Raw genomic sequence first — 24,828 nt, forward strand, 5'->3', positions numbered from 1 at the left:
TACCCTCACTCAATCGGTCGATCCGCTCGACATCGTGCCGAGCGCTTGGCGCAACGGTCGGACGTCGAAGCCTGTGACCACCGTCACTCCTGATCTGTTCGAACTCGCCGGTATCCGCGCCGCGGAACATTGGCTGAAGATCCGCCCGACCGCGCGCCCGAACCAGTGGTGTCGGGCGGCGTTCGACAACCTCGTCGCCGGCCTAGGCCGTATCCCCTGCTACACCAATTGCCACGCTGCGTTCGAGCGCTCGTTCAAGCGTCGCATCGAAGCTGCCTCCCGCACCGACCGCAAAGCTGCGGAGGTGCGCGCATGAACTCGTCAATTCTCGAAATTGTCCGCGCATCGCTGCGCGATTCGGCAGGCGTTGAACAGTCCCTTGCCGCCAGCCTGCAATTTCCGCTTTTCGTTCGTGCCGGATCTCGGGCGGCTGAGCTTTGGCTAGGGCAGTCCGCGCGGAGCATGGCCGACTTCCGTGATCACCGCTTCGCGAACTTGCTAGGCGGGTTGGCACCGGCGCTGTCCGACGAGGATCGCCGGACGGCCTTCAACGTCGCATTCGCACGTCGCATTGCTACAGCAATCGTTCACGGTGAGGTGGCCCATGTCTAACGTTGCAGCAATTCATCCGACTGCACCATTCGCGTCGACGGCCATCCAGCAACTCGAGCAACTCGAAGCAATGTTCCATGCGATCCGTAGTGAGCTTGACTCCGATTGCTACGCGTATCACCTAGCCAATCTCGGGCAAGAGATCGCGAGTGGCTATGCAGCCACGATGGGAAAAATCGCTAAGCTGGAGGTTCACCATGTCTAAGCAACCTAATGCCGCAGGCGTGCTCGCCTTCCTTTGGGACCACTTCGATGCGACCACTGCATCTGATGAGGGCCTGGAATACCTGTCCGGAGCTGCAGACGAGGCCGCGCACGCGGCTTTGGAACTCAGCTCGCACATTGCGGCGATCGGCGGTTTGATCGAGCGCGACCGCGGCTTCGAAGGCAAACCGCAATGCGGCGAGCTTCAGGATTCCGACCAGGCGGCGCTGCTGTATCGCATCGCCGACGAGGTCAAAGTGATTGGACAGCTCGCATACATCGGAAGCGAGTCGGATTCTGTGCTCCGCGCTCGGATGACTGAGAAGCTCGCGACAGGCAAATCTCGTCGTGTACGGATCCCTGAGCAGTCCTCAGCGCTCGAGGAGGTTTAATGAGCGTACATGCAGAAGAAGAACGCATCCGCGCGGCACTAAGTCATGTGCCAGCGGATGACCGCGATACGTGGGTGCTGATGGGCATGGCGTTAAAGGCCGAGCTGGGCGAAGCCGGATTCGATTTCTGGGACGACTGGTCACGCTCGGCATCAAGCTACCGCGAGAACGATGCGAAATCGGTCTGGAAATCGTTTCGCTCGGGCGGCATCACGATCGCCAGCCTATTCAAGCGGGCGATCGAGCATGGCTACCGTGAAAGCGAGCCCATGATCCCGCTGTCGGCCGACGAGCGCGAACGCCGCCGAGTTGAGCGCGAGCGTGAAGCGGCTGCCGCGGCCGAGATCCATCAACAGACTCAGGCAGAAGCGGCCACCAAGGCACGCAATCTCTGGGAGAAGGCCGGGACTGTTCATGCGGACCACGCCTACGTCCGCGCGAAGCGGATCAAGCCCTACGCAGCGAAGCAACTGCGCGCCCAGCTCGTCCTCAAGCTGCAGGACATTGACGGCGAGCACCACTCCGCGCAATACATCCAACCGGATGGTCACAAAACCTTCCAGGCCGGTGGCCGAATCAGCGGGTGTTTCGTCGCGGTCAGTGCCGGAGTCAAGTCGACTGGCAAGACACCGCTGCTGATCTGCGAGGGCTACGCGACGGCCTGTTCGCTTCACGAAGCAACGGGTTATCCCGTCGCTGCGGCTATGAATGCCGGTAACGTCCCGAACGTCGCGCGCGCCTGGCGCAAAAAGCATCCTCAGCTGCGTATCGTGATCTGTGCGGACGACGACACGGTAACGGCCGGTAATCCAGGCATGAACAAGGCGTCCGAGGCTGCGCGCGCGGTCGACGCTTTGCTGGCTGTGCCTGACTTCGGTCATGATCGCCCGGGCCACGCATCGGATTTCAATGATCTGCACTGCCTCAATGGACTCGAGGCGGTTCGGCGCTGCGTTGACACTGCGGTTGCGCCGAGCGGCGCCGTCCCCAAAAAACGCACAGCACGGACTGTCAACTTGACCTGCGCTGCCGACATCGTCCCGGAGCCCATTCACTGGCTCTGGCCTGGCTGGCTGCCCGCCGGAAAACTATCGATTCTCGCTGGGCAATCAGGGTGCGGCAAGACGACGATCGCCATTTCCTTGTCCGCCGCGATTTCGAATGGAGCGGACTGGCCGGACGGCACGCACTGCAAGGAGCCGGGAAACATTTTGATCTGGACCGGCGAGGATGGACTCGCCGATACGCTCGTTCCTCGCCTCATGGCAGAAGGTGCCGATCTCAAACGCGTGTTTTTCGCGGAAACAATCACCAATGACGACGGCACCCTCGAGCCATTCGATCCGAGTCGCGACGTCCCAATTCTGGCCGAACGTATCGAGCAGATCGGCGGTGTGAGCATGCTTGTCCTCGATCCGATCATCAGCGTGGTGAGTGGCGACTCTCACAAATCCGGCGATGTTCGTAAATCGCTTCAACCGCTGATCGATCTCGGGGCCTCGTGCGGGTGCGCAATCCTCGGCATTACCCACTTCTCGAAGGGATCAAAGGGCTCGTCGCCGACCGAGCGCATTCTCGGTTCGCAGGCGTTCGGAGCCGCTGCCCGGATGATTCTGGTGGCTGGCAAGGATGACATGTCCGACCGCCGGATCCTCGCCAAATCGAAATGCAACATTGCCAGCGACTCGGGAGGCTTCGAATATGCAATCGAGATGCTCGATGCACAAGACGGCCTTGCATTGAGCCGGCTTACCTGGGGTAAGCCGCTCGACGGATCGGCGCGCGAAATACTCCACGAGTTAGAGGCAGACGATCAGGACGCCGAGGAGCAGGGAGAGCGCGAATCGAAGTTCGAGCGCGCTCGTTCCATGCTCTATGAGTGGCTGACGCCCTTCATGAGCACCAAGGAGATGAAAGCGGCGGCCCAGGCAGAAGGCGTGAGCTGGCGCATGGTGGAAGCTGCCAAGGCTGCCGAGGTTAAGGCCGGCAATAAAATCCGAGCAGTGAAGCACGGCAAGGATTGGGGGTGGATTTGGGATAATCACGACGCCAAGTACGGTGATTCAACTCCGCAATCGCAGATCGTCTCAAGTCCGCAAGGAATCCAAGTCCGCAAAGACGATTGCGGAGTTGAATCCCTTGTCCAGCAAGGCTCAGAAGCCAAGTCCGCAAGTCCGCAGTCGGTTGACGGAGTTGCCGGCATTGTCGCCACATGTCCGCAATCTCCAGTCAACTCCGCACACTCTGGAAATCATTGCGGAGTTGCGGACTTGACGGCAAACCCTTACCCATCAAGGGAATCAACTCCGCAATCAAGTCCGCAGGCCGCCTCAGACTGCGGACTTGATGGTGATGTCGCGGCGGCGGCCGAACTGGAGGACGACGTATGAGCATTGTTGCGATTTTGAGCAAAGCCAGATCGCTGGGCATACGTCTGAGCGTCGCGGGAGACGTTGTGAAAATGAAGGGGCCGCCCGATGCGATCGCAGCAATCAAGCCGGAGATCGCTGCGCGCAAGCCGGAAATCATGGCGTACCTGCTCGCCGCTACGGACGGTTGTCAGCAAATCCCGGCTGACTGCATTGGCGCGCTGTGCTCTTCGGATGGCGGCCTGTATTTGCCTTGGATGCCCGCTCTCGATCCGGAACAACTGCAATCGATGCAGCGGGAGCTATTCGACGTCGTCGACGAGCTCGCGCAGCTTGAGCGCTGGCCCGACGATGATTACGACATCGTCATCGGGGCTATCGAGCGCCAACCTCCCTCGACGTTGCGTCCGGATCTCGCACACTTCCGTGAGCGGCTTCGGGTTGCTCGACTCGAGGCGGAAGCCAGGCAGGCAGCGAGCCGGCGAGCATGGAAGTTCGACCGATAATCCACTGATTGCTCACTCATTCGGCTAGCCGGCCCCGGGCCGGCCGATTCCGATTTTCGATTTGAGGTACTCATGCACTTCTACACGCTCACGGAAGCTGCCGCGGCGATTGCTGCGGAGCTCTATCCTGTGGCAGAGCACCACTCAACGCGACACACGACCAGGGGGTAAATGATGATCGACGGCTTGGTAAGTGGCCGCCTCTACGGCGAAGCCCAGATCGGGACAGGACAGAATGGAAAGCGATTCGTGACCTGCAAGGTGCGTGCGACTGCCGGCGACGGTGAAACACTGTTCGTGAACGTGATCGCGTTCAACGACGACGTGCAGACCGCATTACTTGCTCTCGGAGACGCGGATAGCGTATCGCTCTCAGGAGCGCTCACGCCGAAGGTGTGGACTGACAAGAATGGCACCGTGAAACCAGCGCTCGATATGGTTGCTCACGGGCTTCTGACGGCTTATCACGTGCAGCGCAAGCGGCAGGTGATAAGCGGCGAATCAGCGCCTCAAGACTCTCACGCCGACGGTAACCAAGATGATCCCCTGTGAGGTGAGGAGCTTGTAAACGCCATCCAAGAACTCGTTATCGATCACGCTGCACCTAGCCCGGCGGGGCGAAACCGAGAGTCCCTCTATCCTCTCGCCGGGAGCAGCTCCTTATTCGATAGGGCGCGTATAGAGGCGCGATCAATGAGACCGAATTGGCGCAACGCCGATGAATATCCATCCGTCGAGACGACGTCGCCTCGCGTCTGGGCGTGGGAGTTCCTTCGGCGAAATCCGAAATACACCCAAGATTGGGCGGAGTTCCGCTCCAAGATCGGCGAGTATGCCGATAGATATGCCAACCTCTCGCCGCAGGAAAAGGCGTCGTTTCTCGTCGACAAGCGCTATCAGCACGTTGAGGAAATCAGGTCACCGACAGGTCAACATAGAAAGATCGAGACACCCCTTGCGAATTGGTACGGACGCAAGTGGGGACTGGCGCAGATCGCAGACCCCGGCACCGATCACAACCAGCTAACCCATCGCTGGATCGACATGGCTGGTGTCTTGGTATTTCCGAATGACGGATTCGATTTTGCGGATCCCCGCTACATGGCAATCGCCATCGATCTAAGCCGCTCACTTGACGACCAGCTCGACCAGGTGCGCGAACATTACAAGATCGAGAGCGAGAAAAGAATTCAAACGGGACTGATCGAGTCATTCGAGAAAAAACGCCGACGCTTCGAGAGCTACCGAGACTATCTACGTGTTCTCGATGGCTATGAATCCGGCACGAAACGCGGCGAGCTAGCCGCGGTCCTACTGCCCCACATCGAAAACAGCAAAGGCAACGGGTGGTTAGCCAGCAAGAGCGTCGACAATTGGCGTAAGGAGGCCGAGCAATTGTCGATGCAGGGATACAGGGCACTCCTGTTGATACCGGAACGGTGAACAGCGCGCCCTAGATAAGCCTATCGCCTTATCTTTCCTATGCCGAACTCCCCCCCCCTTCATACCATCTTCGTCAGGTTGCATCTCAACGTTCGCGAGACATCCTGACGCTTCCAGAATACGCAACCGCGTCAGGTTCTCGCCAGGAGACCTGACGTGTCAAAAGCGCTCGCACCGTCCCGCGTAACGCCAGCCCCCCGATTTTCCGATCTCACCGACGAAGCATACGTTGGGCCCGCGGTCGTCGAATCGCTCCTCGGCATTTCGCGATCGTCCATCGATCGCAGGGTAAAGAGCGGCGACCTGCCCCAGCCCAAGAAATTCGGTCGATCGGTTCGGTTCAACGTAGGCGCGCTGCGGCGCGCGCTTGGAGCCTAGCCGATCGCTTCTTCAGAGCAGCTACGACGTTCCTCACTCCCCCACCAAAGGATAATCCCATGCCGAAGGTTCAATCACTGGCAAGCTCGATCGGCTTTACACCGGAAGTCACGGCTGCCCTCGCAAATGCTCAGGCCGCACTCGCTGCTCAAGAGAACGTAGTCTTCGCGGTTCGCCGCTTACATGAAGAGAAAGCGCGTTTCGCCGCTGAAATCGAGCGATCGACTGCGGAGCTCACCGAACTTGAGAAGGAGCATTTGCTCGCGGAAACACGAGCAGTTCTCGACCCAGACAAACGACAGGAAGAGGCGCGACTTAAGAAGCAGGTCGACAAAGCGCGCGAGACCCTAGTGGCAGCACAATCGGAACTTGATCGCTGCGAGCGCGTACAGCCTGTTCTCCACGCGGAAGCCGCAGCTGCGGATATTGCGATCGAATCTGCCCGCGCCGAAATCAAGAAAGCTGCGGCTGCTATGGCGAAAGACCTCATTCCGGTCTTCTCAGAGCAACTGCTCTCAGCAGTAGGCCACTTGGCCAAGGTCGTAAGTCAGGCGCGAGCCATCTGCGCCAATCTTCCAGACGGCTTCATGCGGGAATACCTCGGCGCCATGAAAGTCGTCGATCCTGCCATTGCCACAATGGTCCCGATTTCGTTTGGCGGCTGGTCGATCGAGGGGGGCGACCTACTTCAACTTCCCGCCGACGACGTCGACGCCCAGGCCATCGCCTCAACCCTTAAGCCAATAGTCGACATGGAGCAGAAATGTCGCGTCCACCCGAAATTCCAGCCTCCGAAACCGCCTGCCAAACCATACGAGATTAAAGGATCTCCCATCGGCGGCCGTCCGCCGTTCCGTGAAATGCAAGGAGACCCGCCAGTTCGCATGAAAACGGTAGAGGAGGCTCTCGCCGAGCCATACGTAATCAAGGGGCATTCAGGTGGCGTTCGGTCGTGGAAAGAGGTTCAGGAAATGAACATGACCGCCGCGATCACCGACGCGCAGCAGTCCGCCGAGCAGTGAGGGATTGAACTCTGGGCCCCAGCCGGCGGTGGGCTGTAACACCGGCAACTGCTGATGCTTTTGGAAGCGGGACCTCTCCCAGCCTCTCCGGGCTGGGTTCTAACGCGGCAGGCGGCAGTATCCTCTCGTTAAATTTAGGAGTTTAAGTCACCATGAAGAAATTGCTCTCTAGCGCCATTAAAACAGGGCTCGTGCTCGCATTCCCTCTCCTCTGGACGTCTGCCGCATATTCGCAATTTGTCAGCGGACAAGTCCTCACAGCCGCTCAACTTAACCAAGCGTTCTCGAACGTACTGCCGCGCTCGGGCGGTGCGCTCACCGGCCCGCTGACGGTGCCGACCCTGACAAGTCCGAATGTAGCAATCACGGGCGGCACTATCGCAGGGCTTTCGTCGCCGCTTCCAGTTGGCTCGGGAGGTACCGGAGCTACCGCGGCGACTGGCTCAGGTTCTGTCGTCTTGTCGACGTCGCCGACCATTGCCAGCACCTATAACAATCCGTTCACGGTCAACGGCCTACAGTCGATCAACGATGTCGGTCGATCGAACAACGATAACACCCCAACCATCAACCTCAACATTTCCGAGTCATTGAACTACACCCAGTCCTACGCAACGCACTATGGCTTTTTTCTAAACGCCACCCAGTTGTCAGGTGGCACTGGTGACCGGATCGGTATGGCGGCGATCCAAACGTGTAATGCGACGCTGGCGAACAAGTCCTGTGTGGGAATTAGTGGTCTGGCCGTAGCAGGAGGCAGCGGTGCTGGAAATTACACCGGCATGAATCCCCGGGCATTGGTTCCCGCTGGCCTCACTGGAACGGTGGGTGCGGCTGTCGGAGGAGAAGCTGATGTTGAGACACATGGGCCCGTGGCTATCCGCAACGGTTGGAGAATCGCTGGGGAGAATTTGTCCGGCGGCGCAACCACACACGGAACCATCGAGGACGCAGCCTTAGCGATAGTCGTTGACTCCGGCAATACCGCGGACGGGTTCCAGGTTGGCATCCAGTTCGGCGAGAATCCGCAAGGCTACCCCCAAAACTGGCCGATTACCTCGGGTGGGACGTTACTTCAGGCGTCGAATCCGAATGTGTCGCTCGCCTATGGTTTCGATCTGTCGGGTTCAACCGCAGGCTTCACGAAGCAGGCCATCGCGCTCCCCCAGAATACCCCGGGTGGTGGCATCCAATGGGGGACTGCGGGTACAGCTGGAAAGATCACCAGTTCGGCGACCACGACCGGTGGCTTTATCCATTTCACGGATACCGGCGTCCAAATTAATAACGCAAGTGATGGCAGCTTGCTGAATGTCGGCGGTTCGACTGGATCGGATGTCGTCAACAACGGCTACATGATTCAGGCATCGCTGACCGGCTACGTGTACTGCAATGGGTCTGGAGGTCGCTGCACGGCATCGAACACGATTCAACTCCCCGTGACGACCGTGGCAACACTGCCGACTTGCGGAGCCAGTCAAAGAGGCCTGATGTATGCCGTCTCGGACGCAACTGCACCGACCTATAACGGCAATCTCACGGGCGGCGGCAGCGTATCAATCCCAGTGTATTGCAACGGTTCGTCGTGGACGGCGCACTAACGTCGGTAGTTGCTGGCGTTCGCGTTCTCGTTACAGGCGTCGTAGCTGATTGGGGAACGCACGGCGCATCATAAGGAAAGCCAACAATGGCCGCGAATTCATTCAACATCGTCATAAACGCGACAGACAAGGCGACGGCAGTAGCACGACGCGTCAACGATTCGATCGCAAAGCTCACAAAGCCGATCGCAGACGTCAAGTCGTCGGTAGCAGCTTTCAACAAAGAGACGGGTCTCGACCAGGTCGGCAAGAAATTCGAATCGGTCGGTAAGTCGGCGCAGACCGTCGCGCGCAGCGTCGCATCGATTGCGCCGCCTCTCGCGGCGATCGTTGGCGTTGGAAGTGTGGCAGGGATCGCCGCGTTTGCGACCAGCTGGGGCCGTGCTGCTTCTGAAATTGCCAATACGTCGAGCGTGATCGGCGTCACGACGACCGACTTGCAGCGCTATCGCGGTGCAGCGCGCGTCGCGGGCCTGTCTGCCGACGCAATGACGAGCAGCATGCAGTCGCTCGGCGACGCGTTCGAGGACGCGTCGGCTGGCCGTAACAACTTCGTGGCAGGCGTGCTCTCCGACAAGGGGATCGGCATACATCGCCTGAAGGACGGCACGATCGACGTCGTGCGCGGCCTTCATGATGTGGCGTCGGCGGCTTCGAAGATCACGAATACGCAGGCGCAGCGTAAGTTCCTCGACATTTTCGGGCTCGGCGGTATTCAGGCGATGATTCGCCGCGGCACGATCGACCAATTCGTCGCGAAGTTCGATGAATTGCACGCGACGATGTCGCCGGAGCAGATCGCGCAGGGCGAGAAATTCAATCAGTCGATGATCTCGCTCGACGCGTCGGTCGACAAACTGAAAAATTCGATCGGATCGGCTCTCGCGCCGGCGCTTGGCCGAGCTGTCGATGAGTTCGCGCGTCTTGCTGACGATTACGGCCCGAAGATCGCGCATTGGATCGACAACGTCGACTGGGACAAGACCGCGAAATCGATCGCTGGTGTTGGCGAGGCGCTCGGAGGCGTCAAGGGAATCGGGCTGGCCGTAGCGGCTGTCACGTTCGCAGGACCGATCGCTGGACTTGCATCCCTAATTGGGAAGGCAACAACGCTCTCCACGATTCTGATGCCGCTGGCGGCTAATCCGATCGTCGCCGGAGCTCTCGGTCTGGTATATAGCCAGGGGCTAAATCAGGGCGAAGGCGATACGCGCCTGACGCAGCCCGGAGACGTATGGGACGGTGATCCGATTGGGGCAAAACGCCGAAACGGCGCCGCGAAAGACCCCATGACACCCAATGTCGTCAAGTACTTCATGATGAAGGGATGGACTCGAGCGCAATCGGCCGGCATTGCCGCGAGCCTATGGCCGGAAAGTGGATATAACCCGCGTGCCGTCGGTGACAACGGGCACGCGTACGGAATCGCACAGTGGCACGAAGATCGCCAGGCTGCGTTCAAGAAACTTTTCGGCATCGACATTCGCAAATCGACGCTCGAGCAACAACTTGACTATGTCGACCACGAACTCCGCTACGGTCCGGATAAGGGGGCGCAGCAGGCCGGCATCCAACTTATGGCACAAGACTCACCAGTGGGTTCTGGTGGGGTTGTGTCGCGACTGTATGAGCGTCCGAAGGATCCGCGGGAAGAGTACCGACGCGGGCAGATAGCAGCTGAGATTGATTCGGCGGTACGGTCGAGCTATACGACGCAAAAACTCGAGGTCACGATCCATATGCCAGGTGCGCCGCACGGCACGCGCGCGAGCGTGCACTCGAACGGCGAGGTCATGGCAACCGGTCAAATCGGTCACTCGTTGCTCATGGGCCCGTGATGCCCAACGAAGGCCGGCCTGAGGCCGGGTCCTGGAAACGAAAACGCGGACGGGCGGGACGAATGACTCGCGGATTTCCACCAGCTACAAACTTCCGGATTTGGTTGACAAAATCATCGATAGGGAAACTCTATCGCTTGACAAAACAGGCTTAAGCTCATGAAACGAAAAGAACTTTATGCGGGCGGTGACCGGCGAAATTCTGTCAAGTTGGTTGACAGCAGGTTGACAAATTGACGGGCGAATGAACTCGAGCACCCAATTTCGCGGCCGTGCCGGCCGCACCTTGCCAGAGGAAATCAACATGGCATTCATGAAGCAGTCGGAATTTGCGGACTTGTGCGGCGTGTCACGACAAGCCGTGCTCAACTGGAAGCGCGAGGGCAAACTGGTCATGCAGGGCACGCGCGTCGACGTCGATGCGTCTCTGGCTCGGCTCGGCCGGGTTCGGCGCGGAGGCTCACCCGTTCAGCCCGGTGCGGGTAAGGATGCGGTGGTCGACATCGAGATCCAGCCCGGCGAATCCCTCGACCAGGCCGCTGAACGCCTCACCGGCGAGATCGACGTTGACGCTACGAGCTTCGACGAAGCCAGACGCATCAAGGAGGTCTATCTCGCCCTACTGCATCGCCTCGACTTCGAGAAGAAGTCCGGCGCCCTGGTGGAGCTCGATACCGCGAGCACGGTCCTCTTCGAGGAGTTCCGGGCTCAGCGCGATGCGTGGCTCAACTGGCCGGCGAAGGTCGGGCCACTGATTGCCTCCGAACTCGGAATTGAGGCCGACAAGATCACCTCGGTGCTGGTCGCCCATGTCCACAAGCAGATTGCACAACTGGGGGAGCCAGAGGTTCAGTTCAGCGAGGATCGTTGATCGTTTGACGCACTGCAGCAGTCCGCGTACACTTCGCGCCGCGGGGTGGAGCAGTCTGGCAGCTCGTCGGGCTCATAACCCGAAGGTCATAGGTTCAAATCCTATCCCCGCAACCAACATTGAAGCCCGCTCTGCGAAAGCAAGCGGGCTTTTCATTTTGTGCGCGGCATGTCGCCGTTGTGACGACAAGAAGCCACCCGCGACCAATCCTGATCCTTACCTCCTCGATACCGATTCTCATATGGCACATAATGATCTCCTTTTCCAAGGAGGCATTATGCAAATTGACGTTACGGAGCTGAAACCTGATCCGGATAACAAAGGGCATGTTCTGGGCTGGGGAGTGATTCGAAAAGCACCGTGGCACTTCGCTGGCATTTACCCAAGCGAAGATGCCGCCAACGCGGCAGCAGCAAAGTTGGGCACCGACTACGTTTTCGACTACGGCTCTCATCGCGTCGGCTCGGACGATTTCATCGGCGGCCTTGACCCGAGGACCACACGCCAGTAATCACGCATGTGGTTATGCCCCGCATCACAATCGCGGGGCATGGACCAACTGCAGGCAATCAAGGCAATCAATCCTTCGAAGCGCAGAAAATGACATGAGAAAGCGACTTCATCACCATGTCTGGCAACACTATCTGAAATCGTGGCTAGTCAACGGGGCGATAACATGCTTGGCCGCAGATTCGATCTTCCGAACCGGAACCGTCCGAGTTGCCGTGGATCGCGACTTCTACACACTGAAGGCTCTCAGCAATCAAGATCTGCAGCTCGCTCGCGTCTTGATCGGCGGAGTGAAGAACGAGGACGCACGTCAAAGCCAGCTTAGATTTTTGGAAAGGATTGCAATCCCTTCCAGGCTCAAGGGCATATCACCAGACATCGATAGCGAGATTGATACATTTCACAGCAACGTCCTCGAGGAATGGCACACTGCGATTGAGCACTCGTTCATCCCGTTGCTGAAAAGGGCGCTGGTTCACGACATCGATTTCTATAGACACGACCAGGACTGCATCCCGTTCCTGCACTACCTGTGCACGCAGAACATGCGAACAAAGGGTGTTCGCGAACGCGTTTTAGCGCTGAACGTGGAAGGCGGCGTTCCAGACATATCAAGAATCTGGCCGATCCTCGCCATTACCTTCGCGGAAAACGTCGGGGCGACCCTGTATGTTGAACGACGGCGACGCAAACTTGTGTTGATTCAAAACACGACGGACGTGCCGTTCATAACCGGTGATCAGCCCGTGGCTAATCTATTGGCCATTGCAGACGGCCCGCCTGAGCGTTTGGCCCTCTACTACCCGATTTCTCCTGACCTTGCATTGGTATTGAACGAGGTCGATGACAACCTCCCTCTTGCCAGCGAAACACTTACGACGGAGCAAGTCCGCCGCCTCAATGCGAAACTTGCATCAGGGTGCCACGCGCAGCTGTTCGGTACTTCGGAGGAGGCTTTACGCTCTGCTCAACACGATCCCGTATGGGTTCCGTACCATCCATGAATACGATCTTTTTACTGATGGCGCAGTACGGAGCAACTGCCGTCATTCCGGTCGAGCTTATCTGCCGGGACTACTTCTCGCATCTAACCGTTCCGCAGTTTGTGCGTAAGGTGAGCGCTGGGGAGATTGCCATCCCACTCGTCCGGATCGAAAAATCGTTGAAGTCGGCTAAGGGCGTTCACGTTCAAGATCTCGCAAACTACATCGATGAGCGGCGTGCTGCAGCGTTAAAGGAATGCGAGCAGCTGCGCTCGTAGCGCTCTGGCGACCGATGTCGCGGCCCGATCAGTTGGCAACGCTGAAGCCGATTGCGGGCGCCCCATTAACGGGCCGGGCAGTCGGTGCAGCGCGGCCTGGACGTCGAGCACGTGACCGACGAATTGTTCTCATGCATCAATCAATTGCCACCCACGGAACATGAACACTGTCTTCCTGCTGATGGCTCAGTACAACGCAACAGCGATCGTACCGATCGATGTCGTGTGCCGAGACTACTTCGCGCCGATGACGGTCGCGACGCTTATCCGAAAGATCGGCTCCGGTGAAATTCCGCTTCCGCTCATTCGGATGGGAAAGTCCCAGAAGTGCGCCAAGGGCGTCCATATTCAAGATCTAGCGAACTACATCGACGATCGGCGCGCAGCGGCGCTGAAAGAATTTGCGCAGTTACGCGCGTAGCCGCTGGTCACGTCCATCGATCAGTTGACGAGACTGAAACCGATCGCAAGCGTGCTTGCAATTGCAAGTATCGCGCTTATCCACCCACAGGTTTGACCGGCGATATTGATTTTCCTTCCAGCGGTGAGAGGATCAAACGCCTGGTCAATTTTCTTGGTGAGGTCGTATACCTCAGCCATCCGCGATTTGACTTCGTTGAGGTTCCTGTCAAGGCTCAACCTAACGAGGTACATGTTGAGAATTGCCAAAGCAACACCGAGTCCGTATCCGAGCAATATGGCAGCGCCGATCCACTTCGGCGGCTGCAGCCTCGTGCCGGCTAATAAAGTCGCTGCGCCGGCGAGCCCCGCCGCATTCAACACGACGAGATGCTTGACCGTCTCAAGATCCCATGCAGAGGACAGCTGGGCCAAGCGCTCCCACCATTGCTCGAGCGACGAACGCGCTGCACGTCGGAGTGCAAGTTCTCTCGCCTGCGCGTCCTCTGCAAGATCATTTCTGGCGTCCATCGCTTAGGCCTCTTTGTCCGGTCTTGATACCCGAGAGAATATCGGATCGAGGCGCCCAGGCACATTAGGCATCAATCGCGAAGCTCATCCTAGAGAGCCTCGTGCTTCATCTAGAGGTGCCTCGAAGCATGCCATTTCGGCCGCCATCGCCCAACGCGAATTCACTCTCGCGCACTCTGCGCAAGGCATTGAGAACTTCGCGCCCCTTAGCCAGTCTTGCCGGTCGATCACTGTTTCTCAGATCGCCAAAAAAGTGCGCAGCCTCGGCAAACCACTCGCCCGCATAGCCCTTCCCTTCAGGATCATTGCATGCGATGTACCAGAGTTCGAGTGCACTTTCTTCAAGACTCAGTATGCCGAAATTGGCCAAATTGCGGATGGCACCGACAGCGAGAGCGTCTGTGTCGATAGGATCGAACTCATGGACCTCGTCGATGTCTTGGTCTGCGTGCTTGAGGAAATTCTGCGTTTCCCGAGCGACTTCGAAATACTGCTGCGAAGTCAAATTGTTCGCTTTCTGAGCCAACTTCTCCAAATGTTGGTCCGGATGGTGATGCTTGGCCAGATCTGCAGCCAGAACGGAAGCCGCTCCCACCAGTGTGTGAATCGCAACCGGATCCGCCTCATCGAAGAGCATTCGAATTGCCGTGCGCAGTTGGCGACGTGCGGCTTCAAGCTTGGATATACGGATCGACACACTTGCCTCTGTTTCGCTTTCACTGTTGTGTGATCGTAGCACTCGTACCAGAGAACGCTCCGCTGTCGCGAGCGCAGTATCGGAATCGAGATGGACTACAATCGTCAAGGCATCAAAAGCGGTCGCGGAAACCGCCGAATGCAATTGACGGGGTGAAAAGGTGAAGCTTCCATTGTCAGAAATGCGACCAGCAACTGCAGAGCGGTTGTGGCCGTATGCAAACCTGCTCGCTATCGCCGCGACTATATGGTCGGGTGTCGCGGCCTTTGCGAATGCACAGCCGGTGTTCGTCGGCCTCCCCTCCCTGGCAGCAGCATTGTCAATGTATATCTCCTTTGTCGCGGGAAATGTGCGCGAACTAAACTCGCGACGCCGCCTCACTCCCGAGCAGCGTGCATTACTCGTAGCTGCGGCCAAAAGCGAGGGGCTGGGAAACATTTGGATTCCATCGGTAGGCAACGACCAAGAAGCCTCCGAGTATGCGCAGCAACTCAGAAGCGCCTTCGATGAGGCCGGATGGAAAACCGGGTACGCAACACTGCAAGTCGGGGCACCGATTTACGGACTGGTGGTCAGCATGAGCCCACCATTCACCAGCCCCTCTGAGCCTCGCGAAATCGATAGAGTCCGCCGGATCCTCGCTGCGGCCGGCATGCCGTCGACCTTGATGGAGACGTTACCCCCCAAATCCCCAATGTTCGGGTGGAGCGACCATCCAGGGCCACATGCGGCAGTCTTGTTAGTCGCATCCAAGCCGTCAAAATAGGACATCGACGGCAGCCGCCTCACTTTGTCGGCGCCGCCATTCAAGGGAATACTTCAGCAAAGCATCGAATTCTTTCTGCGCCTATCGCGCGGATGGCGACAAGATGAGCGGTCGTGAATACGGCCATGTAGGCGTAGGATTATTGCTCGTTCGGACCCTCGCGAGCCTGCATCGATATGACCGATACCCGAGAGCATCATGAGTGGCTGCCGCTGGAGGAAGCCGCACGGAAGATGAAGCTATCACCGAATCCCATCCGCGCAAAAATCAGGGATGGTCGGCTTATTCGCGGCGTCCATTTCCGCGTCCCCGAGCAAGGTGATATTGAGATCGACATCCGAGCTTACCTTGATCTGCTAGCCCTCGAGAACACCGACCGCAGACTACCGTTGGTCGAGCGCATTAGCAGAAGTGACGACCGTGAGCGTGCTGCGATGAACCGGCTTGCCTCGACGAGAGCGCCCGCTGCTCCTGCCAAGCAAAGCAAGGAAGCTCAGAAGCTCGTTCCACTTCGTGTATGGGCCGAGATGGTGTTTGGAGAATATGCGCCGAGCATAGCAACGCTTCGTGCATGGTGCAAAAGCGGAAAGATCCGGCCGGCGCCGAGAAAGGTCGGCGCGACCTACTTCTGCAGCCCGACGGCGCGCTATTACGACTACGAAGCCGAGCGGCTCGATCTGATCTATGGGGAATCGTTCTAGCAATTCGGTGCGGTCCGTCTGCCGATCGCGCTCGGCGCACGCATGGATTCGGTCATCAGGGGGTTGTTTTGGGGGTCTTTTCGCCATCACCTCCATCCCGCTTCTTGCCTGTCATATAAGCGTGAATTCTGTCGGGGGACCAGCCATCCTCATTGCCTCATCCACTTTCCCACGACCCAATACCGCAACGGCGGCGACGAAAAGCGCCTGACGTTGAAGCCGATCGGGAAGCACAAGCAATCAACGCACACGCCAAATCGAATCGTCGCGCTCGGCAAACCGAGGGTTCCGTTCGACTCGCGATCAAAGATCGTTGACTCTCCCCATCAGCCCGAGTACACTTCGCGCCGCGGGGTGGAGCAGTCTGGCAGCTCGTCGGGCTCATAACCCGAAGGTCGTAGGTTCAAATCCTACCCCCGCAACCAATATCGAAGCCAGCTCTGCGAAAGCAAGCGGGCTTTTTGCTTTTCGCATGTACTGCTGCGTGAGCACCGACGGGCTGCGATGCAGACGAATCGCAAAACATTCAGCCCCAGGCATCCCCTGCGACACACGATCGCATCCGGCCCGATCGCCGCGGCCCTGCGCCACACATTGCGTAGAATTCCGAACCTTCTTCAGCATCCGGACTCCCGCAATGATTCGAGCGATCGCGGCACTCGCCGCGCTTTCAGCGATGACCGGCACGGCAAACGCCGCCGACACCCTCACCGCGCCCGCGAAGCCTCGCTATGTCAGCCCCGGCATCGCCAACATCACGAACGCCGCAGCCCCGCCCGCGGAAAACCCGTCCCCCAACGCACGCTGCCGCGAACTGGCCGCCGGGATCGACGCCGTTACGCACGCCCCCGACCGCGGCCAGAAGGTCGTGCGCGGAATGGCCCCGGACGGCAAGCCACGCGACGAGCTGCGCGCTTACGACAAGCGCGCCGATCTCGAAACCGAGCATCACCGGCTCGGCTGCCGATAACGAACACACACCGCCCGGTCGAAAAGTCACGCCGGGCGTCGGCATTCACACACTCACGCGTTCGCACCACCGTCGATCGTCAACCCGGTCCCATTGATCGACCGCCCTTCCGGGCCGACCACGAACGCCACGAGCGCCGCCACGTCGTCGGCCTTGCCGTACTGCGGGATCGCCATCCGCGAACGCTGCGCACCGGCATGCTCGCCGTCGGCCGGGTTCATGTCGGTATCCGTCGACCCCGGATGCACGATGTTGACGGTGATGCCGCGCGAACCGAGATCGCGCGCGAGCCCCTGCGTCCAGCCGATCAGCGCGGCCTTGCTCGCCGCATAGAGGCTCATCCCCGCATCGGGCACGCGCGTGGCGAGGCAGCTGCCGGTCGACACGATGCGCCCGCCCTCCCCGAGATGCCGCGCCGCCGCCTGCGACGCGACGATCACCGCGCGCACGTTCACGTTCAGCGTCGCGTCGATATCGTCGAGCGTGAGGTCGTCCAGCGCGCCGGCCCGGAAAATCCCCGCGTTGTTGACGAGAATGTCGAGACCGCCGAACGCCTCCGCCGCACGATCGACCGCATCGCGCACGGCCGCCGGATCGGCGCTGTCGGCCTGGATCGCAACGGCGCGGCGGCCCAGCGCCTCGATGCCGGCGACGACCGCCTGCGCCCGCTCCGCCGATTTCTCGTAGGTGATTGCGACGTCCGCGCCCTCGGCCGCCAGCCGTTTCGCGATCGCCGCCCCGATGCCGCGGCTGCCGCCCGTGACGAGTGCACGCTTGCCCTGAAGTCGGTTCATGTCGGTTCCTTTCCTCATTTATGTAACGACCGACACAGAATGTGACAAGTTGCGCGACACAGTCAATTGATTTAATTTATCGATCGATACAGAAATCGATCAAGGAACGGACGCAATGGCTGAACGAGGCCGACCGAGAAGCTTCGACAAGGAAGCGGCGCTGGATCGCGCGATGGAGGTGTTCTGGCGCCTCGGCTACGAAGGCGCGTCGATGGCCGACCTGACGGCCGCGATGGGCATCGCGTCGCCGAGCCTGTATGCGGCGTTCGGCAGCAAGGAAGCGTTGTTCCGGCAAGCGCTCGATCACTACGGCGCAACGGAGGGACGGGAAATCTGGGCGGGTGTCGAACAGGCCGGCAGCGCGCACGACGCCGTACGGAACTACCTGATGGATACCGCACGCGTGTTCACGCGGCGCTCGAAGCCGGCCGGCTGCCTGATCGTACTGTCCGCACTGCATCCGGCCGAGCGCTCCGATACGGTCCGGCAAACGCTGATCGCGATGCGCGAGCGCACGGTCGAGAACCTGCGCGAACGTCTCGGGCAAGGGGTCGCGACCGGCGAGATCGCCGCACAAGCGAACCTCGACGCAATCGCGCGGTACTACGTCACGGTCCAGCAGGGGATGTCGATCCAGGCGCGCGACGGTGCGAGCCGTCGCGATCTGGAGGCCGTCGCGCAAGCCGCGCTGGCCGCGTGGCCGGCGCTCGTCGGTACGGGCGGCACTTAGCGACGTTACGCCGCGGCCGCGCCGTAACGTTACTGCTTCGCCGCGTGTTGCACGTCCTTCGACGCATGCCACACGCGATAGCGCACCTCGAAGCCGTCCGGTACATAGACGACGAGCGGCAGGCGACTGTTGTAGCGCAGCAGCTGGCCATCACCGCGCACCTGCACGAATCGTTGCTGCGGTGCCTGGCCCGGGCATGCCATCAGCGTCGATGCCGGCCCCTTCACGTCGGTGAGCCGGTAGTACGTATAGCCCCAGCCCTTCACGTCCTCGGCGGTCAGCTCGCCGCCGAACCACTGCTGGTTGCAGTCGGTCTGCAGCGTCTTGCCGATCATCAGTTCGACTCGCGCATCGCCTTCGTTCTCGAGCGCGGGCAGCGCGATCACGACACGCTGCTGTCCGGCCGCTGCCTGCGGAAACATCTTGATCGACTCGGCCGTCACGGCGGGCGCCGAAGCGGGCCCCGCCACGCAGGCGGCGGCTGTCGTCACGCAGAAGGCGGCCAGTGCGGCCCGGATCGCGAATTTCATCGATGTACTCCTGAAAAACAAAATGAGCCCTGGATGCTAACACTTCCATCGCAAGACCTTACGCCGCTGTAATTTGACGACACAATTGCAAACAGCTGGCAATCCCCTTGCGCGGTACTTATACGAGAACCAACGGAGAACATCATGCTGAAGCTCATTGCGGCCGCCGGCGTCGCCACCCTGCTGGCCGGCTGCGTCGTCGCCCCGGACGCCGGATACGGCTACGGGCAGCCCTACTATTCCGATCCCGGCTACGCGTACGCCCCGTCGCCCGTGTACGGCACGGTCAATATCTGGGGCGGTGGCGGCGGACGCGACTGGGATCGAGGCCGGCGCGACTACCATCGCTGGGACGGCGATCGTGGCAACCGCGGCAACGGCTGGGGGCGCGGCGGCGGACACCGCGGTGGCGACTGGAACGATGGCGGCGGAGGCGGCGGCCATCGCCACTGACGCGCATTTGCAACCGTTTGTATCCCCGTACCGCGCGCCAGGATGGCCGGCGTGTCACGCAGACGAACGGACGGCCGCCCAAAAGACGAAGGCCCTCGCATCAAGCGAGGGCCTTTTTGTCGTCCGGCGCGATGAAGCGAACGGCGCTACCGCCGCCCGTTCACGCTTCGCGCGTCGGCGTGCTCACCAGCCTGCCGGCTGCGCGTAGCCACCCGATACGGGCGCGCCGCACACATACGCGCGCTGGTAGCGGTCGTAGCAATAGTTCGGGCCGTCGTCCTGGTACTGCGCCTGCTGGTAGGTCGGATACGCAGGCTGCTGGTACGCGGGCGCCTGGTAGTACGTCGGCGGCTGATAGGCCGGCGCCTGGTAAGCAGGCGCCTGATACGCGACGGGCGGATTCATCGCGGACGTCACGATCGCGCCGAGCACCGCGCCGCCGATCAACGCGCCGATGACGGCGCCACCGTCGCGGCCATGCGCGGACGCCGGGCCTGCCACGGCAAGCGAACCGGCGAGGACACACACTGCGGCAATTTTTTTCATGATGGACTCCCACGCGAAGTGGTACTGGATGTGATGCATTGTGGCGGCTTGCGGCCGTAATAGATGCAGCAAGTGGTAACGCGCGATTACCGGTATCACGCCCATCGAAATGCGCCGTCGCCGTGCTACGATTTTCGGCATACAGGAGACGCCGTCATGCAGCCGGAAACCGCCCGCCGTTTCGATACCGAATTCGCCCCGCGCATCGCACAGGCAATCGCCGCCTTCTTCGCCGAACACGTGCTGACCGACGTCGTCCCGTATGGCGGCCACGGGCACCCGACGCGCGTGCAGATCCGCAGCGCACCGCACGAGCACGTCAGCGGCTTCGAGCATCCGCTGAACCTCGAGCTGACCTGGGACACCGACGAAATCGAGCGGCTGATGGAGCCGGACGGCCCGCAACGCTTCGAGCACTACCTCGCCGCGCTGCCGAAAAAGCTGGGTGCATGGCAGAGCGCGCGCGACATCGATCTCCTGTCGCGCACGCAGGCCGACCCGCTCGTGCGACTCGGCGGCCTCGACTTCGAAGGCTGAGCGCCGGCGTCGCGCGATGCGGCCCGGTGATACACTCGACCGGCCCCGCTCCGGTGCAGTTGCGCCGGCCGGGCCGCTCATCGCCGCCTCCACCCTTGCGCATGGTTGCGCACGCAACCGGCAACCGGGCGCGCGGACAACCACGCCTCTGCTCCCGCCATGAACGCCGATACCGGCCTGCCGCTTCCGCAACGCTACTGGGCGATCGTCTGCGTCGCACTGGGCATCACGCTCGCCGTGCTCGACGGCGCCATCGCGAACGTCGCGCTGCCGACGATCGCGCGCGACCTGCACGCATCCGACGCCGCGTCGATCTGGATCGTCAACGCGTACCAGCTCGCGGTCACGATCACGCTGCTGCCGCTCGCGTCGCTTGGCGAGCGCATCGGCTATCGCCGTATCTACATCGCGGGGCTCGCACTGTTCACCGCGGCGTCGCTCGGCTGCGCGCTCGCCGGCTCGTTGCCGATGCTGGCCGTGATGCGCGTGATCCAGGGCTTCGGCGCGGCCGGCATCATGAGCGTCAACGCGGCGCTCGTGCGGATGATCTACCCGTCGTCGCTGCTCGGGCGCGGGCTGTCGATCAATGCGATGGTGGTGGCGCTGTCGTCGGCGATCGGGCCGACGGTCGCGTCCGCGATCCTGTCGTTCGCGTCGTGGCCATGGCTGTTCGCGGTCAACGTGCCGATCGGCATCGCCGCGGTACTCGGTAGCGTGCGTGCGCTGCCGGCCAACCCGCTGCACGACGCACCGTACGATTTCGCGAGCGCGCTGATGAACGCGTGCGTGTTCGGGCTGCTGATCACGGCCGTCGACGGGCTCGGCCATGGCGAAGGCCATGCGTATGTCGCGGCCGAGCTGGCCGTCGCGTTCGTCGTCGGCTACTTCTTCGTGAAGCGCCAGCTGTCGCAGCCGGCGCCGCTGCTGCCGGTCGACCTGATGCGCATCCCGATGTTCGCGCTGTCGGTCTACACATCGACGGCGTCGTTCACGTCGCAGATGCTCGCGTTCGTCGCGCTGCCGTTCTGGCTGCAGAACTCGCTCGGCTTCTCGCAGGTCGAGACGGGCCTGTACATGACGCCGTGGCCGCTCGTGATCGTGTTCGCTGCGCCGCTCGCGGGCGTGCTGTCGGATCGCTATTCGGCCGGCATCCTCGGCGGGATCGGGCTCGCGCTGTTCGCGGCCGGGCTGCTGTCGCTCGCGACGATCGGCGCGCACCCGGGCACCGTCGACATCGTGTGGCGGATGGCACTGTGCGGTGCGGGCTTCGGGTTGTTCCAGTCGCCGAACAACCGCGCGATGCTGTCGTCGGCGCCGCGCGAACGCAGCGGCGGCGCGGGCGGCATGCTGAGCACCGCGCGGCTCACCGGGCAGACGCTCGGTGCCGCGCTCGTCGCGTTGATTTTCGGGCTCGTGCCGGACCGCGGGCCGACGATCGCGCTCTATGTCGCCGCGGCATTCGCGGCGGTGGCCGCGGTCGTCAGCATGCTGCGCATCACGTCGCCGCGGCCGGACACGGCGACCTGACGCCCCCGCGCACCGCGTGCGTGGCCGAGCATCACGCCGCGTCGAGCGCGTCCAGCACGAAGCGCACGCGCGTCTTCACACTCTCGCGCGGCAGTTCGACCAGCCGGTAGCCATACGACGTGTAGCACTCGACCATCGCGTCGTAGGTGCGCACGGCTTCCGCGAAATCCTGCCGGCGTTCGGTGTCCTGCGTATAGATGTCCGGCCACGGCGGCGCGATGAACACGCGCCGGTGGTAGCGGAAACGACGGGCCGCGGCTTGCGCATGCGCGGGCACCGCGAGCCCTGTCAGCCGGAGATAGCCGACCACGTCCGGCACGCCTCGATCGAAGAACACGGGCCCGCGCGCGCGGCGTGCGAGATCGTATGAACGCATCTCCCAGCTCAGCATCAGCTCGGCGAACGCCGCCGGGTCACGCCACGGCAACGCCTGGCCGTCGATCGCCATCTGGTCACGGATCACCCCGCGCCCTGCTTCCTGCGAGCGCGCGAAACCGGCACGCTCGAGCGCATCGAGCAACGTGCTCTTGCCCGACCCCGGGCCACCGGTCACGACAAAGAAGCGACGGGTAGCGTCGTCCTCCACGCCGGGCTCCGGTCCAAACTCACGCATGCGCAACCCGCCGGCCCGCGCGCCGCGTGACCGACGCGGCCGCCGCGACACTGCGCAAGTCGGCGACGAACGTATCGCGCCAGACCGACAGGTCGTTCGCGCGCAACCGCGCGAGGTTTTCCTCGTGGCGCGCCTGCCGCTCCGCGAGCGGCATCGACAGCGCGCGCTCGAGCGCCTCGGCCATCTGCGACAGGTCGTACGGATTGACGAGGAGCGCGCCGGTCAGCTCGGCTGCCGCGCCCGCGAACTCCGACAGCACGAGCACGCCCGGATCGGCCGGATCCTGCGACGCGACGTACTCCTTCGCGACGAGATTCATCCCGTCACGCAGCGGCGTCACGTAGCCCACCTGCGACATCCGGAAGAACGCCATCAGCAGGTTGCGCTCGTACTTGCGGTTCAGGTACTGGATCGGTGTCCAGTCGAGCTGCGAGAAGCGGCCGTTGATGCGGCCGGCCTCGCCCTCGAGCGTTTCGCGGATGTCCTGATAGGTCTTCACGTCGGAACGCGTCGGCGGGGCGATCTGCAGGAGCGACACGCGCCCCTGCCAGCCCGGCGCGTTCGCGAGCATCCGCTCGAACGACTGGAAGCGCTCGACGAGCCCCTTCGAATAATCGAGGCGGTCGACGCTCATCACCAGCTTGCGGCCGTCGAGCGCCTCGCGCAGCATCTTCACCGGCTTGCGCGTGCCGTACTGGACGGCCGCCTGCGCGATCGCGTCGGGATGCACGCCGATCGGATAGGCGGCGACCTTCACGACGCGGCCATGCGCGTGCAGCATCCCGTCGTCGCTTGCCGCGCCGATCCCGCGCCGCTCGATGTAGTCGGTAAACGCCTGCTTGTCGGCCTCGGTCTGGAAGCCCGCGACGTCGTACGCGCACATGAACTTCACGAGCTCCTCGTGCGGCGGCACGAGACGCAGCATGTCGGGCGACGGAAACGGGATGTGCAGGAAGAAGCCGATCGGGTTCTTCACGCCGAGCTCGCGCAGATAATGCGCGAACGGCAACAGGTGATAGTCGTGCACCCAGATCAGGTCGTCGGGGCGCAGCAACGCGGCGAGCTGCTTCGCGAGCATCGCGTTCACGCGCAGGTAGCCCGCGTACTCCTGACGGTCGAAGCGCGCGAGATCGCCGCGGTAATGAAACACCGGCCACAGCGTCGCGTTCGAGAAGCCGCGGTAGTACTGGTCGTAGTCGCGGCGGGTCAGCCCGACCGTCGCGTAGGTGACGTTGCCGTCCCGCTGGATTGCGGGCGCGGTGTCGGGTGCGTCGACGATCTCGCCGTTCCAGCCGAACCAGACGCCGCCCGTTTCCTTCAGCGCGTCCATCACGCCGACCGCCAGGCCGCCCGCGCTCGGGCGCGTGTCCTCGCCGGCGGCGACACGGTTCGATACCACGATCAATCTGCTCATGCGACTTCCCCTCCTCGATTCGATTGGCTGGCGCGCGACGCACGCCAAAGCGGGCGCGGCGGCCCGAAGGCGGCCGCGCGGCGACTCAGTTCCGAGAATTGCAATGAAATACGGCGGTGGAATGCGGCTACGACGGAATCACGCGTCCTGCTCCTGACCGAGGTCGCGCTGATAGTCGAGCCCTTCCGGGCGGGCACCGCCCTGGTTGTGATCGCCGTCCGACGGCGTGTCGTCGGGCGCGCCCGGCGGCGCCGATGGCGCGTCGGTCCGCGGACGCGGGCGGTCCTCCGGACGGCCGGCCGCCGCGTCGGGCGGCCGAGGTGACAGCCGTTTCGAACGGCGCATAGCTGGGTGTCTCATATGCGGTGCGGCCCGAGGCCGTCGTAGAAACATTCCATCGCACAACAGTCTAGGTCGCCTGATCGCATCCGAAGGTAACAATTACCTTCAATTTGTAACGTTTCGACCCCTTCGCAAGCATCTATCCGACAATAACGCCGCTCGCGCGCACGCGGCCTGCCGCACGGCGATTTGTCAAAGCTTTGCAGTTTTCCCATGACAATTGCGAAACAATGACGCGGCATCAGGGCGTGCACGCGTCGCCGCTCACCCA

At 61.6% G+C, this 24,828-nt stretch carries 30 protein-coding genes and 2 tRNA genes; 24 read left to right on the top strand and 8 right to left on the bottom strand.

Annotated elements, in window-relative coordinates; all coding sequences use genetic code 11:
- Window positions 1-73: 73 nt before the first annotated feature.
- The 17 genes from CFB41_RS12575 to CFB41_RS12645 all read left to right on the top strand — a co-directional run bounded on the left by CFB41_RS12575 (window position 74) and on the right by CFB41_RS12645 (window position 13,428).
- Window positions 74-316: a hypothetical protein gene (locus tag CFB41_RS12575; RefSeq protein WP_105771256.1), complete on the top strand. Its 243-nt coding sequence runs from the start codon at window positions 74-76 to the stop codon at window positions 314-316.
- Entirely contained in the window at window positions 313-612 is a 300-nt protein-coding gene (locus CFB41_RS37315; RefSeq protein WP_105771255.1) for a hypothetical protein, read from the top strand. The genes CFB41_RS12575 and CFB41_RS37315 overlap by 4 nt, the downstream gene beginning before the upstream one ends.
- Window positions 605-817 carry a hypothetical protein gene (locus CFB41_RS12580; RefSeq protein ID WP_089456703.1) on the top strand — a complete coding sequence of 71 codons (213 nt, stop codon included), beginning with the start codon at window positions 605-607 and terminating at the stop codon, window positions 815-817. The genes CFB41_RS37315 and CFB41_RS12580 overlap by 8 nt, the downstream gene beginning before the upstream one ends.
- Window positions 810-1,208: a hypothetical protein gene (locus CFB41_RS12585; protein ID WP_105771254.1), complete on the top strand. Its 399-nt coding sequence runs from the start codon at window positions 810-812 to the stop codon at window positions 1,206-1,208. The genes CFB41_RS12580 and CFB41_RS12585 overlap by 8 nt, the downstream gene beginning before the upstream one ends.
- Window positions 1,208-3,598: an AAA family ATPase gene (locus tag CFB41_RS12590; protein ID WP_089456705.1), complete on the top strand. Its 2,391-nt coding sequence runs from the start codon at window positions 1,208-1,210 to the stop codon at window positions 3,596-3,598. The genes CFB41_RS12585 and CFB41_RS12590 overlap by 1 nt, the downstream gene beginning before the upstream one ends.
- Window positions 3,595-4,083, top strand: a complete 489-nt coding sequence (locus tag CFB41_RS12595) for a hypothetical protein (protein WP_089456706.1) — start codon at window positions 3,595-3,597, stop codon at window positions 4,081-4,083. The genes CFB41_RS12590 and CFB41_RS12595 overlap by 4 nt, the downstream gene beginning before the upstream one ends.
- Window positions 4,084-4,257: 174 nt before the next feature.
- The gene (locus CFB41_RS12600; RefSeq protein WP_089457184.1) at window positions 4,258-4,635 is read left to right on the top strand and encodes a single-stranded DNA-binding protein; all 378 of its coding nucleotides are present in this window, start codon (window positions 4,258-4,260) and stop codon (window positions 4,633-4,635) included.
- A 141-nt stretch (window positions 4,636-4,776) separates the two neighbouring features.
- On the top strand, window positions 4,777-5,526 hold the full coding sequence (locus CFB41_RS12605; RefSeq protein ID WP_089456707.1) for a transcriptional regulator domain-containing protein: 750 nt from the start codon (window positions 4,777-4,779) through the stop codon (window positions 5,524-5,526).
- Between the two features lie 437 nt (window positions 5,527-5,963).
- Complete coding sequence (locus tag CFB41_RS12615) at window positions 5,964-6,926, top strand: hypothetical protein (RefSeq protein ID WP_089456709.1); 963 nt, start codon at window positions 5,964-5,966, stop codon at window positions 6,924-6,926.
- 152 nt (window positions 6,927-7,078) lie between these two features.
- Window positions 7,079-8,527: a hypothetical protein gene (locus tag CFB41_RS37320; protein WP_144029915.1), complete on the top strand. Its 1,449-nt coding sequence runs from the start codon at window positions 7,079-7,081 to the stop codon at window positions 8,525-8,527.
- A gap of 86 nt (window positions 8,528-8,613) precedes the next feature.
- Window positions 8,614-10,365, top strand: a complete 1,752-nt coding sequence (locus CFB41_RS12620) for a phage tail tip lysozyme (protein WP_089456710.1) — start codon at window positions 8,614-8,616, stop codon at window positions 10,363-10,365.
- Window positions 10,366-10,669: 304 nt separating this feature from the next.
- Window positions 10,670-11,236: a hypothetical protein gene (locus tag CFB41_RS12625; RefSeq protein WP_089456711.1), complete on the top strand. Its 567-nt coding sequence runs from the start codon at window positions 10,670-10,672 to the stop codon at window positions 11,234-11,236.
- Between the two features lie 39 nt (window positions 11,237-11,275).
- Window positions 11,276-11,352, top strand: a tRNA-Met gene (locus tag CFB41_RS12630).
- 161 nt (window positions 11,353-11,513) lie between these two features.
- Window positions 11,514-11,747 carry a hypothetical protein gene (locus tag CFB41_RS38095; protein WP_179250027.1) on the top strand — a complete coding sequence of 78 codons (234 nt, stop codon included), beginning with the start codon at window positions 11,514-11,516 and terminating at the stop codon, window positions 11,745-11,747.
- 214 nt (window positions 11,748-11,961) lie between these two features.
- Window positions 11,962-12,750, top strand: coding sequence for a DUF4238 domain-containing protein (locus CFB41_RS12635; protein WP_179250030.1), 789 nt, complete (start codon window positions 11,962-11,964; stop codon window positions 12,748-12,750).
- Window positions 12,747-13,007, top strand: a complete 261-nt coding sequence (locus tag CFB41_RS12640) for a pyocin activator PrtN family protein (RefSeq protein WP_089456713.1) — start codon at window positions 12,747-12,749, stop codon at window positions 13,005-13,007. Before CFB41_RS12635 ends, CFB41_RS12640 begins: the two co-directional genes overlap by 4 nt.
- Window positions 13,008-13,167: 160 nt before the next feature.
- Window positions 13,168-13,428, top strand: a complete 261-nt coding sequence (locus CFB41_RS12645; RefSeq protein ID WP_089456714.1) for a pyocin activator PrtN family protein — start codon at window positions 13,168-13,170, stop codon at window positions 13,426-13,428.
- A 20-nt stretch (window positions 13,429-13,448) separates the two neighbouring features.
- On the opposite strand, the gene CFB41_RS12650 is transcribed toward CFB41_RS12645, so the two are convergent.
- Complete coding sequence (locus tag CFB41_RS12650) at window positions 13,449-13,937, bottom strand: hypothetical protein (protein ID WP_089456715.1); 489 nt, start codon at window positions 13,935-13,937, stop codon at window positions 13,449-13,451.
- 106 nt (window positions 13,938-14,043) lie between these two features.
- The gene (locus CFB41_RS37325) at window positions 14,044-15,072 is read right to left on the bottom strand and encodes a hypothetical protein (RefSeq protein ID WP_144029916.1); all 1,029 of its coding nucleotides are present in this window, start codon (window positions 15,070-15,072) and stop codon (window positions 14,044-14,046) included.
- A 504-nt stretch (window positions 15,073-15,576) separates the two neighbouring features.
- Between CFB41_RS37325 and CFB41_RS12660 the strand changes: the two genes are divergently transcribed.
- The 3 genes from CFB41_RS12660 (at window position 15,577) to CFB41_RS12670 (ending at window position 17,071) form a co-directional block, all read left to right on the top strand.
- The gene (locus tag CFB41_RS12660) at window positions 15,577-16,101 is read left to right on the top strand and encodes an excisionase (RefSeq protein WP_089456717.1); all 525 of its coding nucleotides are present in this window, start codon (window positions 15,577-15,579) and stop codon (window positions 16,099-16,101) included.
- 348 nt (window positions 16,102-16,449) lie between these two features.
- A tRNA-Met gene (locus CFB41_RS12665) sits at window positions 16,450-16,526 on the top strand.
- 212 nt (window positions 16,527-16,738) lie between these two features.
- Window positions 16,739-17,071 carry a hypothetical protein gene (locus CFB41_RS12670; protein WP_089456718.1) on the top strand — a complete coding sequence of 111 codons (333 nt, stop codon included), beginning with the start codon at window positions 16,739-16,741 and terminating at the stop codon, window positions 17,069-17,071.
- A gap of 53 nt (window positions 17,072-17,124) precedes the next feature.
- On the opposite strand, the gene CFB41_RS12675 is transcribed toward CFB41_RS12670, so the two are convergent.
- Window positions 17,125-17,865 (bottom strand): SDR family NAD(P)-dependent oxidoreductase, encoded by a 741-nt coding sequence (locus tag CFB41_RS12675; RefSeq protein ID WP_089456719.1) that lies wholly within the window; start codon window positions 17,863-17,865, stop codon window positions 17,125-17,127.
- A 115-nt stretch (window positions 17,866-17,980) separates the two neighbouring features.
- On the opposite strand from CFB41_RS12675, the gene CFB41_RS12680 reads away from it, so the two are divergent.
- Window positions 17,981-18,595, top strand: a complete 615-nt coding sequence (locus CFB41_RS12680) for a TetR/AcrR family transcriptional regulator (protein ID WP_089456720.1) — start codon at window positions 17,981-17,983, stop codon at window positions 18,593-18,595.
- 29 nt (window positions 18,596-18,624) lie between these two features.
- Here the strand turns inward: CFB41_RS12680 and eco are convergent, their stop codons facing one another.
- A complete protein-coding gene (gene eco / locus CFB41_RS12685) occupies window positions 18,625-19,125 on the bottom strand; it encodes a serine protease inhibitor ecotin (protein ID WP_046544670.1) in 501 nt (166 codons plus the stop codon).
- A 144-nt stretch (window positions 19,126-19,269) separates the two neighbouring features.
- Here eco and CFB41_RS12690 point away from each other — a divergent pair, with 144 nt between their 5' ends.
- Window positions 19,270-19,578 (top strand): hypothetical protein, encoded by a 309-nt coding sequence (locus CFB41_RS12690; RefSeq protein WP_046544669.1) that lies wholly within the window; start codon window positions 19,270-19,272, stop codon window positions 19,576-19,578.
- A gap of 183 nt (window positions 19,579-19,761) precedes the next feature.
- Here CFB41_RS12690 and CFB41_RS12695 read toward each other — a convergent pair whose 3' ends face one another.
- Window positions 19,762-20,163, bottom strand: coding sequence for a hypothetical protein (locus CFB41_RS12695; protein WP_089456721.1), 402 nt, complete (start codon window positions 20,161-20,163; stop codon window positions 19,762-19,764).
- A 117-nt stretch (window positions 20,164-20,280) separates the two neighbouring features.
- Between CFB41_RS12695 and CFB41_RS12700 the strand changes: the two genes are divergently transcribed.
- Entirely contained in the window at window positions 20,281-20,661 is a 381-nt protein-coding gene (locus CFB41_RS12700) for a DUF5594 family protein (RefSeq protein ID WP_085041199.1), read from the top strand.
- Between the two features lie 159 nt (window positions 20,662-20,820).
- The gene (locus CFB41_RS12705; protein WP_089456722.1) at window positions 20,821-22,188 is read left to right on the top strand and encodes an MFS transporter; all 1,368 of its coding nucleotides are present in this window, start codon (window positions 20,821-20,823) and stop codon (window positions 22,186-22,188) included.
- Between the two features lie 31 nt (window positions 22,189-22,219).
- Here the strand turns inward: CFB41_RS12705 and CFB41_RS12710 are convergent, their stop codons facing one another.
- From CFB41_RS12710 to CFB41_RS12720, 3 genes are all read right to left on the bottom strand, one after another.
- On the bottom strand, window positions 22,220-22,801 hold the full coding sequence (locus CFB41_RS12710) for an AAA family ATPase (RefSeq protein WP_089457185.1): 582 nt from the start codon (window positions 22,799-22,801) through the stop codon (window positions 22,220-22,222).
- Entirely contained in the window at window positions 22,794-24,215 is a 1,422-nt protein-coding gene (gene otsA / locus CFB41_RS12715; RefSeq protein ID WP_089456723.1) for an alpha,alpha-trehalose-phosphate synthase (UDP-forming), read from the bottom strand. The genes CFB41_RS12710 and otsA overlap by 8 nt, the downstream gene beginning before the upstream one ends.
- A gap of 138 nt (window positions 24,216-24,353) precedes the next feature.
- Complete coding sequence (locus CFB41_RS12720) at window positions 24,354-24,560, bottom strand: hypothetical protein (protein WP_089456724.1); 207 nt, start codon at window positions 24,558-24,560, stop codon at window positions 24,354-24,356.
- Window positions 24,561-24,828: the final 268 nt, after the last annotated feature.

Origin of the sequence: Burkholderia sp. AU33803 (genome assembly GCF_002223095.1) — a bacterium.
Taxonomy (GTDB): Bacteria; Pseudomonadota; Gammaproteobacteria; order Burkholderiales; family Burkholderiaceae; genus Burkholderia.

Excerpts from the sequence above, each read along its gene's own strand:
- CFB41_RS12690 (WP_046544669.1), top strand. The coding sequence starts at position 19,270 with ATGCTGAAGCTCATTGCGGCCGCCGGCGTCGCCACCCTGCTGGCCGGC.
- CFB41_RS37320 (WP_144029915.1), top strand. The coding sequence starts at position 7,079 with ATGAAGAAATTGCTCTCTAGCGCCATTAAAACAGGGCTCGTGCTCGCA.
- CFB41_RS37315 (WP_105771255.1), top strand. The coding sequence starts at position 313 with ATGAACTCGTCAATTCTCGAAATTGTCCGCGCATCGCTGCGCGATTCG.
- CFB41_RS12720 (WP_089456724.1), bottom strand. The coding sequence starts at position 24,560 with ATGCGCCGTTCGAAACGGCTGTCACCTCGGCCGCCCGACGCGGCGGCC.
- CFB41_RS12600 (WP_089457184.1), top strand. The coding sequence starts at position 4,258 with ATGATCGACGGCTTGGTAAGTGGCCGCCTCTACGGCGAAGCCCAGATC.
- otsA (WP_089456723.1), bottom strand. The coding sequence starts at position 24,215 with ATGAGCAGATTGATCGTGGTATCGAACCGTGTCGCCGCCGGCGAGGAC.
- CFB41_RS12695 (WP_089456721.1), bottom strand. The coding sequence starts at position 20,163 with ATGCATCACATCCAGTACCACTTCGCGTGGGAGTCCATCATGAAAAAA.
- CFB41_RS12605 (WP_089456707.1), top strand. The coding sequence starts at position 4,777 with ATGAGACCGAATTGGCGCAACGCCGATGAATATCCATCCGTCGAGACG.
- CFB41_RS12620 (WP_089456710.1), top strand. The coding sequence starts at position 8,614 with ATGGCCGCGAATTCATTCAACATCGTCATAAACGCGACAGACAAGGCG.
- CFB41_RS12710 (WP_089457185.1), bottom strand. The coding sequence starts at position 22,801 with ATGCGTGAGTTTGGACCGGAGCCCGGCGTGGAGGACGACGCTACCCGT.
- CFB41_RS38095 (WP_179250027.1), top strand. The coding sequence starts at position 11,514 with ATGCAAATTGACGTTACGGAGCTGAAACCTGATCCGGATAACAAAGGG.
- CFB41_RS12650 (WP_089456715.1), bottom strand. The coding sequence starts at position 13,937 with ATGGACGCCAGAAATGATCTTGCAGAGGACGCGCAGGCGAGAGAACTT.
- CFB41_RS12700 (WP_085041199.1), top strand. The coding sequence starts at position 20,281 with ATGCAGCCGGAAACCGCCCGCCGTTTCGATACCGAATTCGCCCCGCGC.
- CFB41_RS12675 (WP_089456719.1), bottom strand. The coding sequence starts at position 17,865 with ATGAACCGACTTCAGGGCAAGCGTGCACTCGTCACGGGCGGCAGCCGC.
- CFB41_RS12645 (WP_089456714.1), top strand. The coding sequence starts at position 13,168 with ATGAACACTGTCTTCCTGCTGATGGCTCAGTACAACGCAACAGCGATC.
- CFB41_RS12625 (WP_089456711.1), top strand. The coding sequence starts at position 10,670 with ATGGCATTCATGAAGCAGTCGGAATTTGCGGACTTGTGCGGCGTGTCA.
- CFB41_RS12590 (WP_089456705.1), top strand. The coding sequence starts at position 1,208 with ATGAGCGTACATGCAGAAGAAGAACGCATCCGCGCGGCACTAAGTCAT.
- CFB41_RS12595 (WP_089456706.1), top strand. The coding sequence starts at position 3,595 with ATGAGCATTGTTGCGATTTTGAGCAAAGCCAGATCGCTGGGCATACGT.
- CFB41_RS12705 (WP_089456722.1), top strand. The coding sequence starts at position 20,821 with ATGAACGCCGATACCGGCCTGCCGCTTCCGCAACGCTACTGGGCGATC.
- CFB41_RS12585 (WP_105771254.1), top strand. The coding sequence starts at position 810 with ATGTCTAAGCAACCTAATGCCGCAGGCGTGCTCGCCTTCCTTTGGGAC.
- CFB41_RS12670 (WP_089456718.1), top strand. The coding sequence starts at position 16,739 with ATGATTCGAGCGATCGCGGCACTCGCCGCGCTTTCAGCGATGACCGGC.
- CFB41_RS12580 (WP_089456703.1), top strand. The coding sequence starts at position 605 with ATGTCTAACGTTGCAGCAATTCATCCGACTGCACCATTCGCGTCGACG.
- CFB41_RS12680 (WP_089456720.1), top strand. The coding sequence starts at position 17,981 with ATGGCTGAACGAGGCCGACCGAGAAGCTTCGACAAGGAAGCGGCGCTG.
- eco (WP_046544670.1), bottom strand. The coding sequence starts at position 19,125 with ATGAAATTCGCGATCCGGGCCGCACTGGCCGCCTTCTGCGTGACGACA.
- CFB41_RS12615 (WP_089456709.1), top strand. The coding sequence starts at position 5,964 with ATGCCGAAGGTTCAATCACTGGCAAGCTCGATCGGCTTTACACCGGAA.
- CFB41_RS37325 (WP_144029916.1), bottom strand. The coding sequence starts at position 15,072 with ATGTTTCCCAGCCCCTCGCTTTTGGCCGCAGCTACGAGTAATGCACGC.
- CFB41_RS12660 (WP_089456717.1), top strand. The coding sequence starts at position 15,577 with ATGACCGATACCCGAGAGCATCATGAGTGGCTGCCGCTGGAGGAAGCC.
- CFB41_RS12640 (WP_089456713.1), top strand. The coding sequence starts at position 12,747 with ATGAATACGATCTTTTTACTGATGGCGCAGTACGGAGCAACTGCCGTC.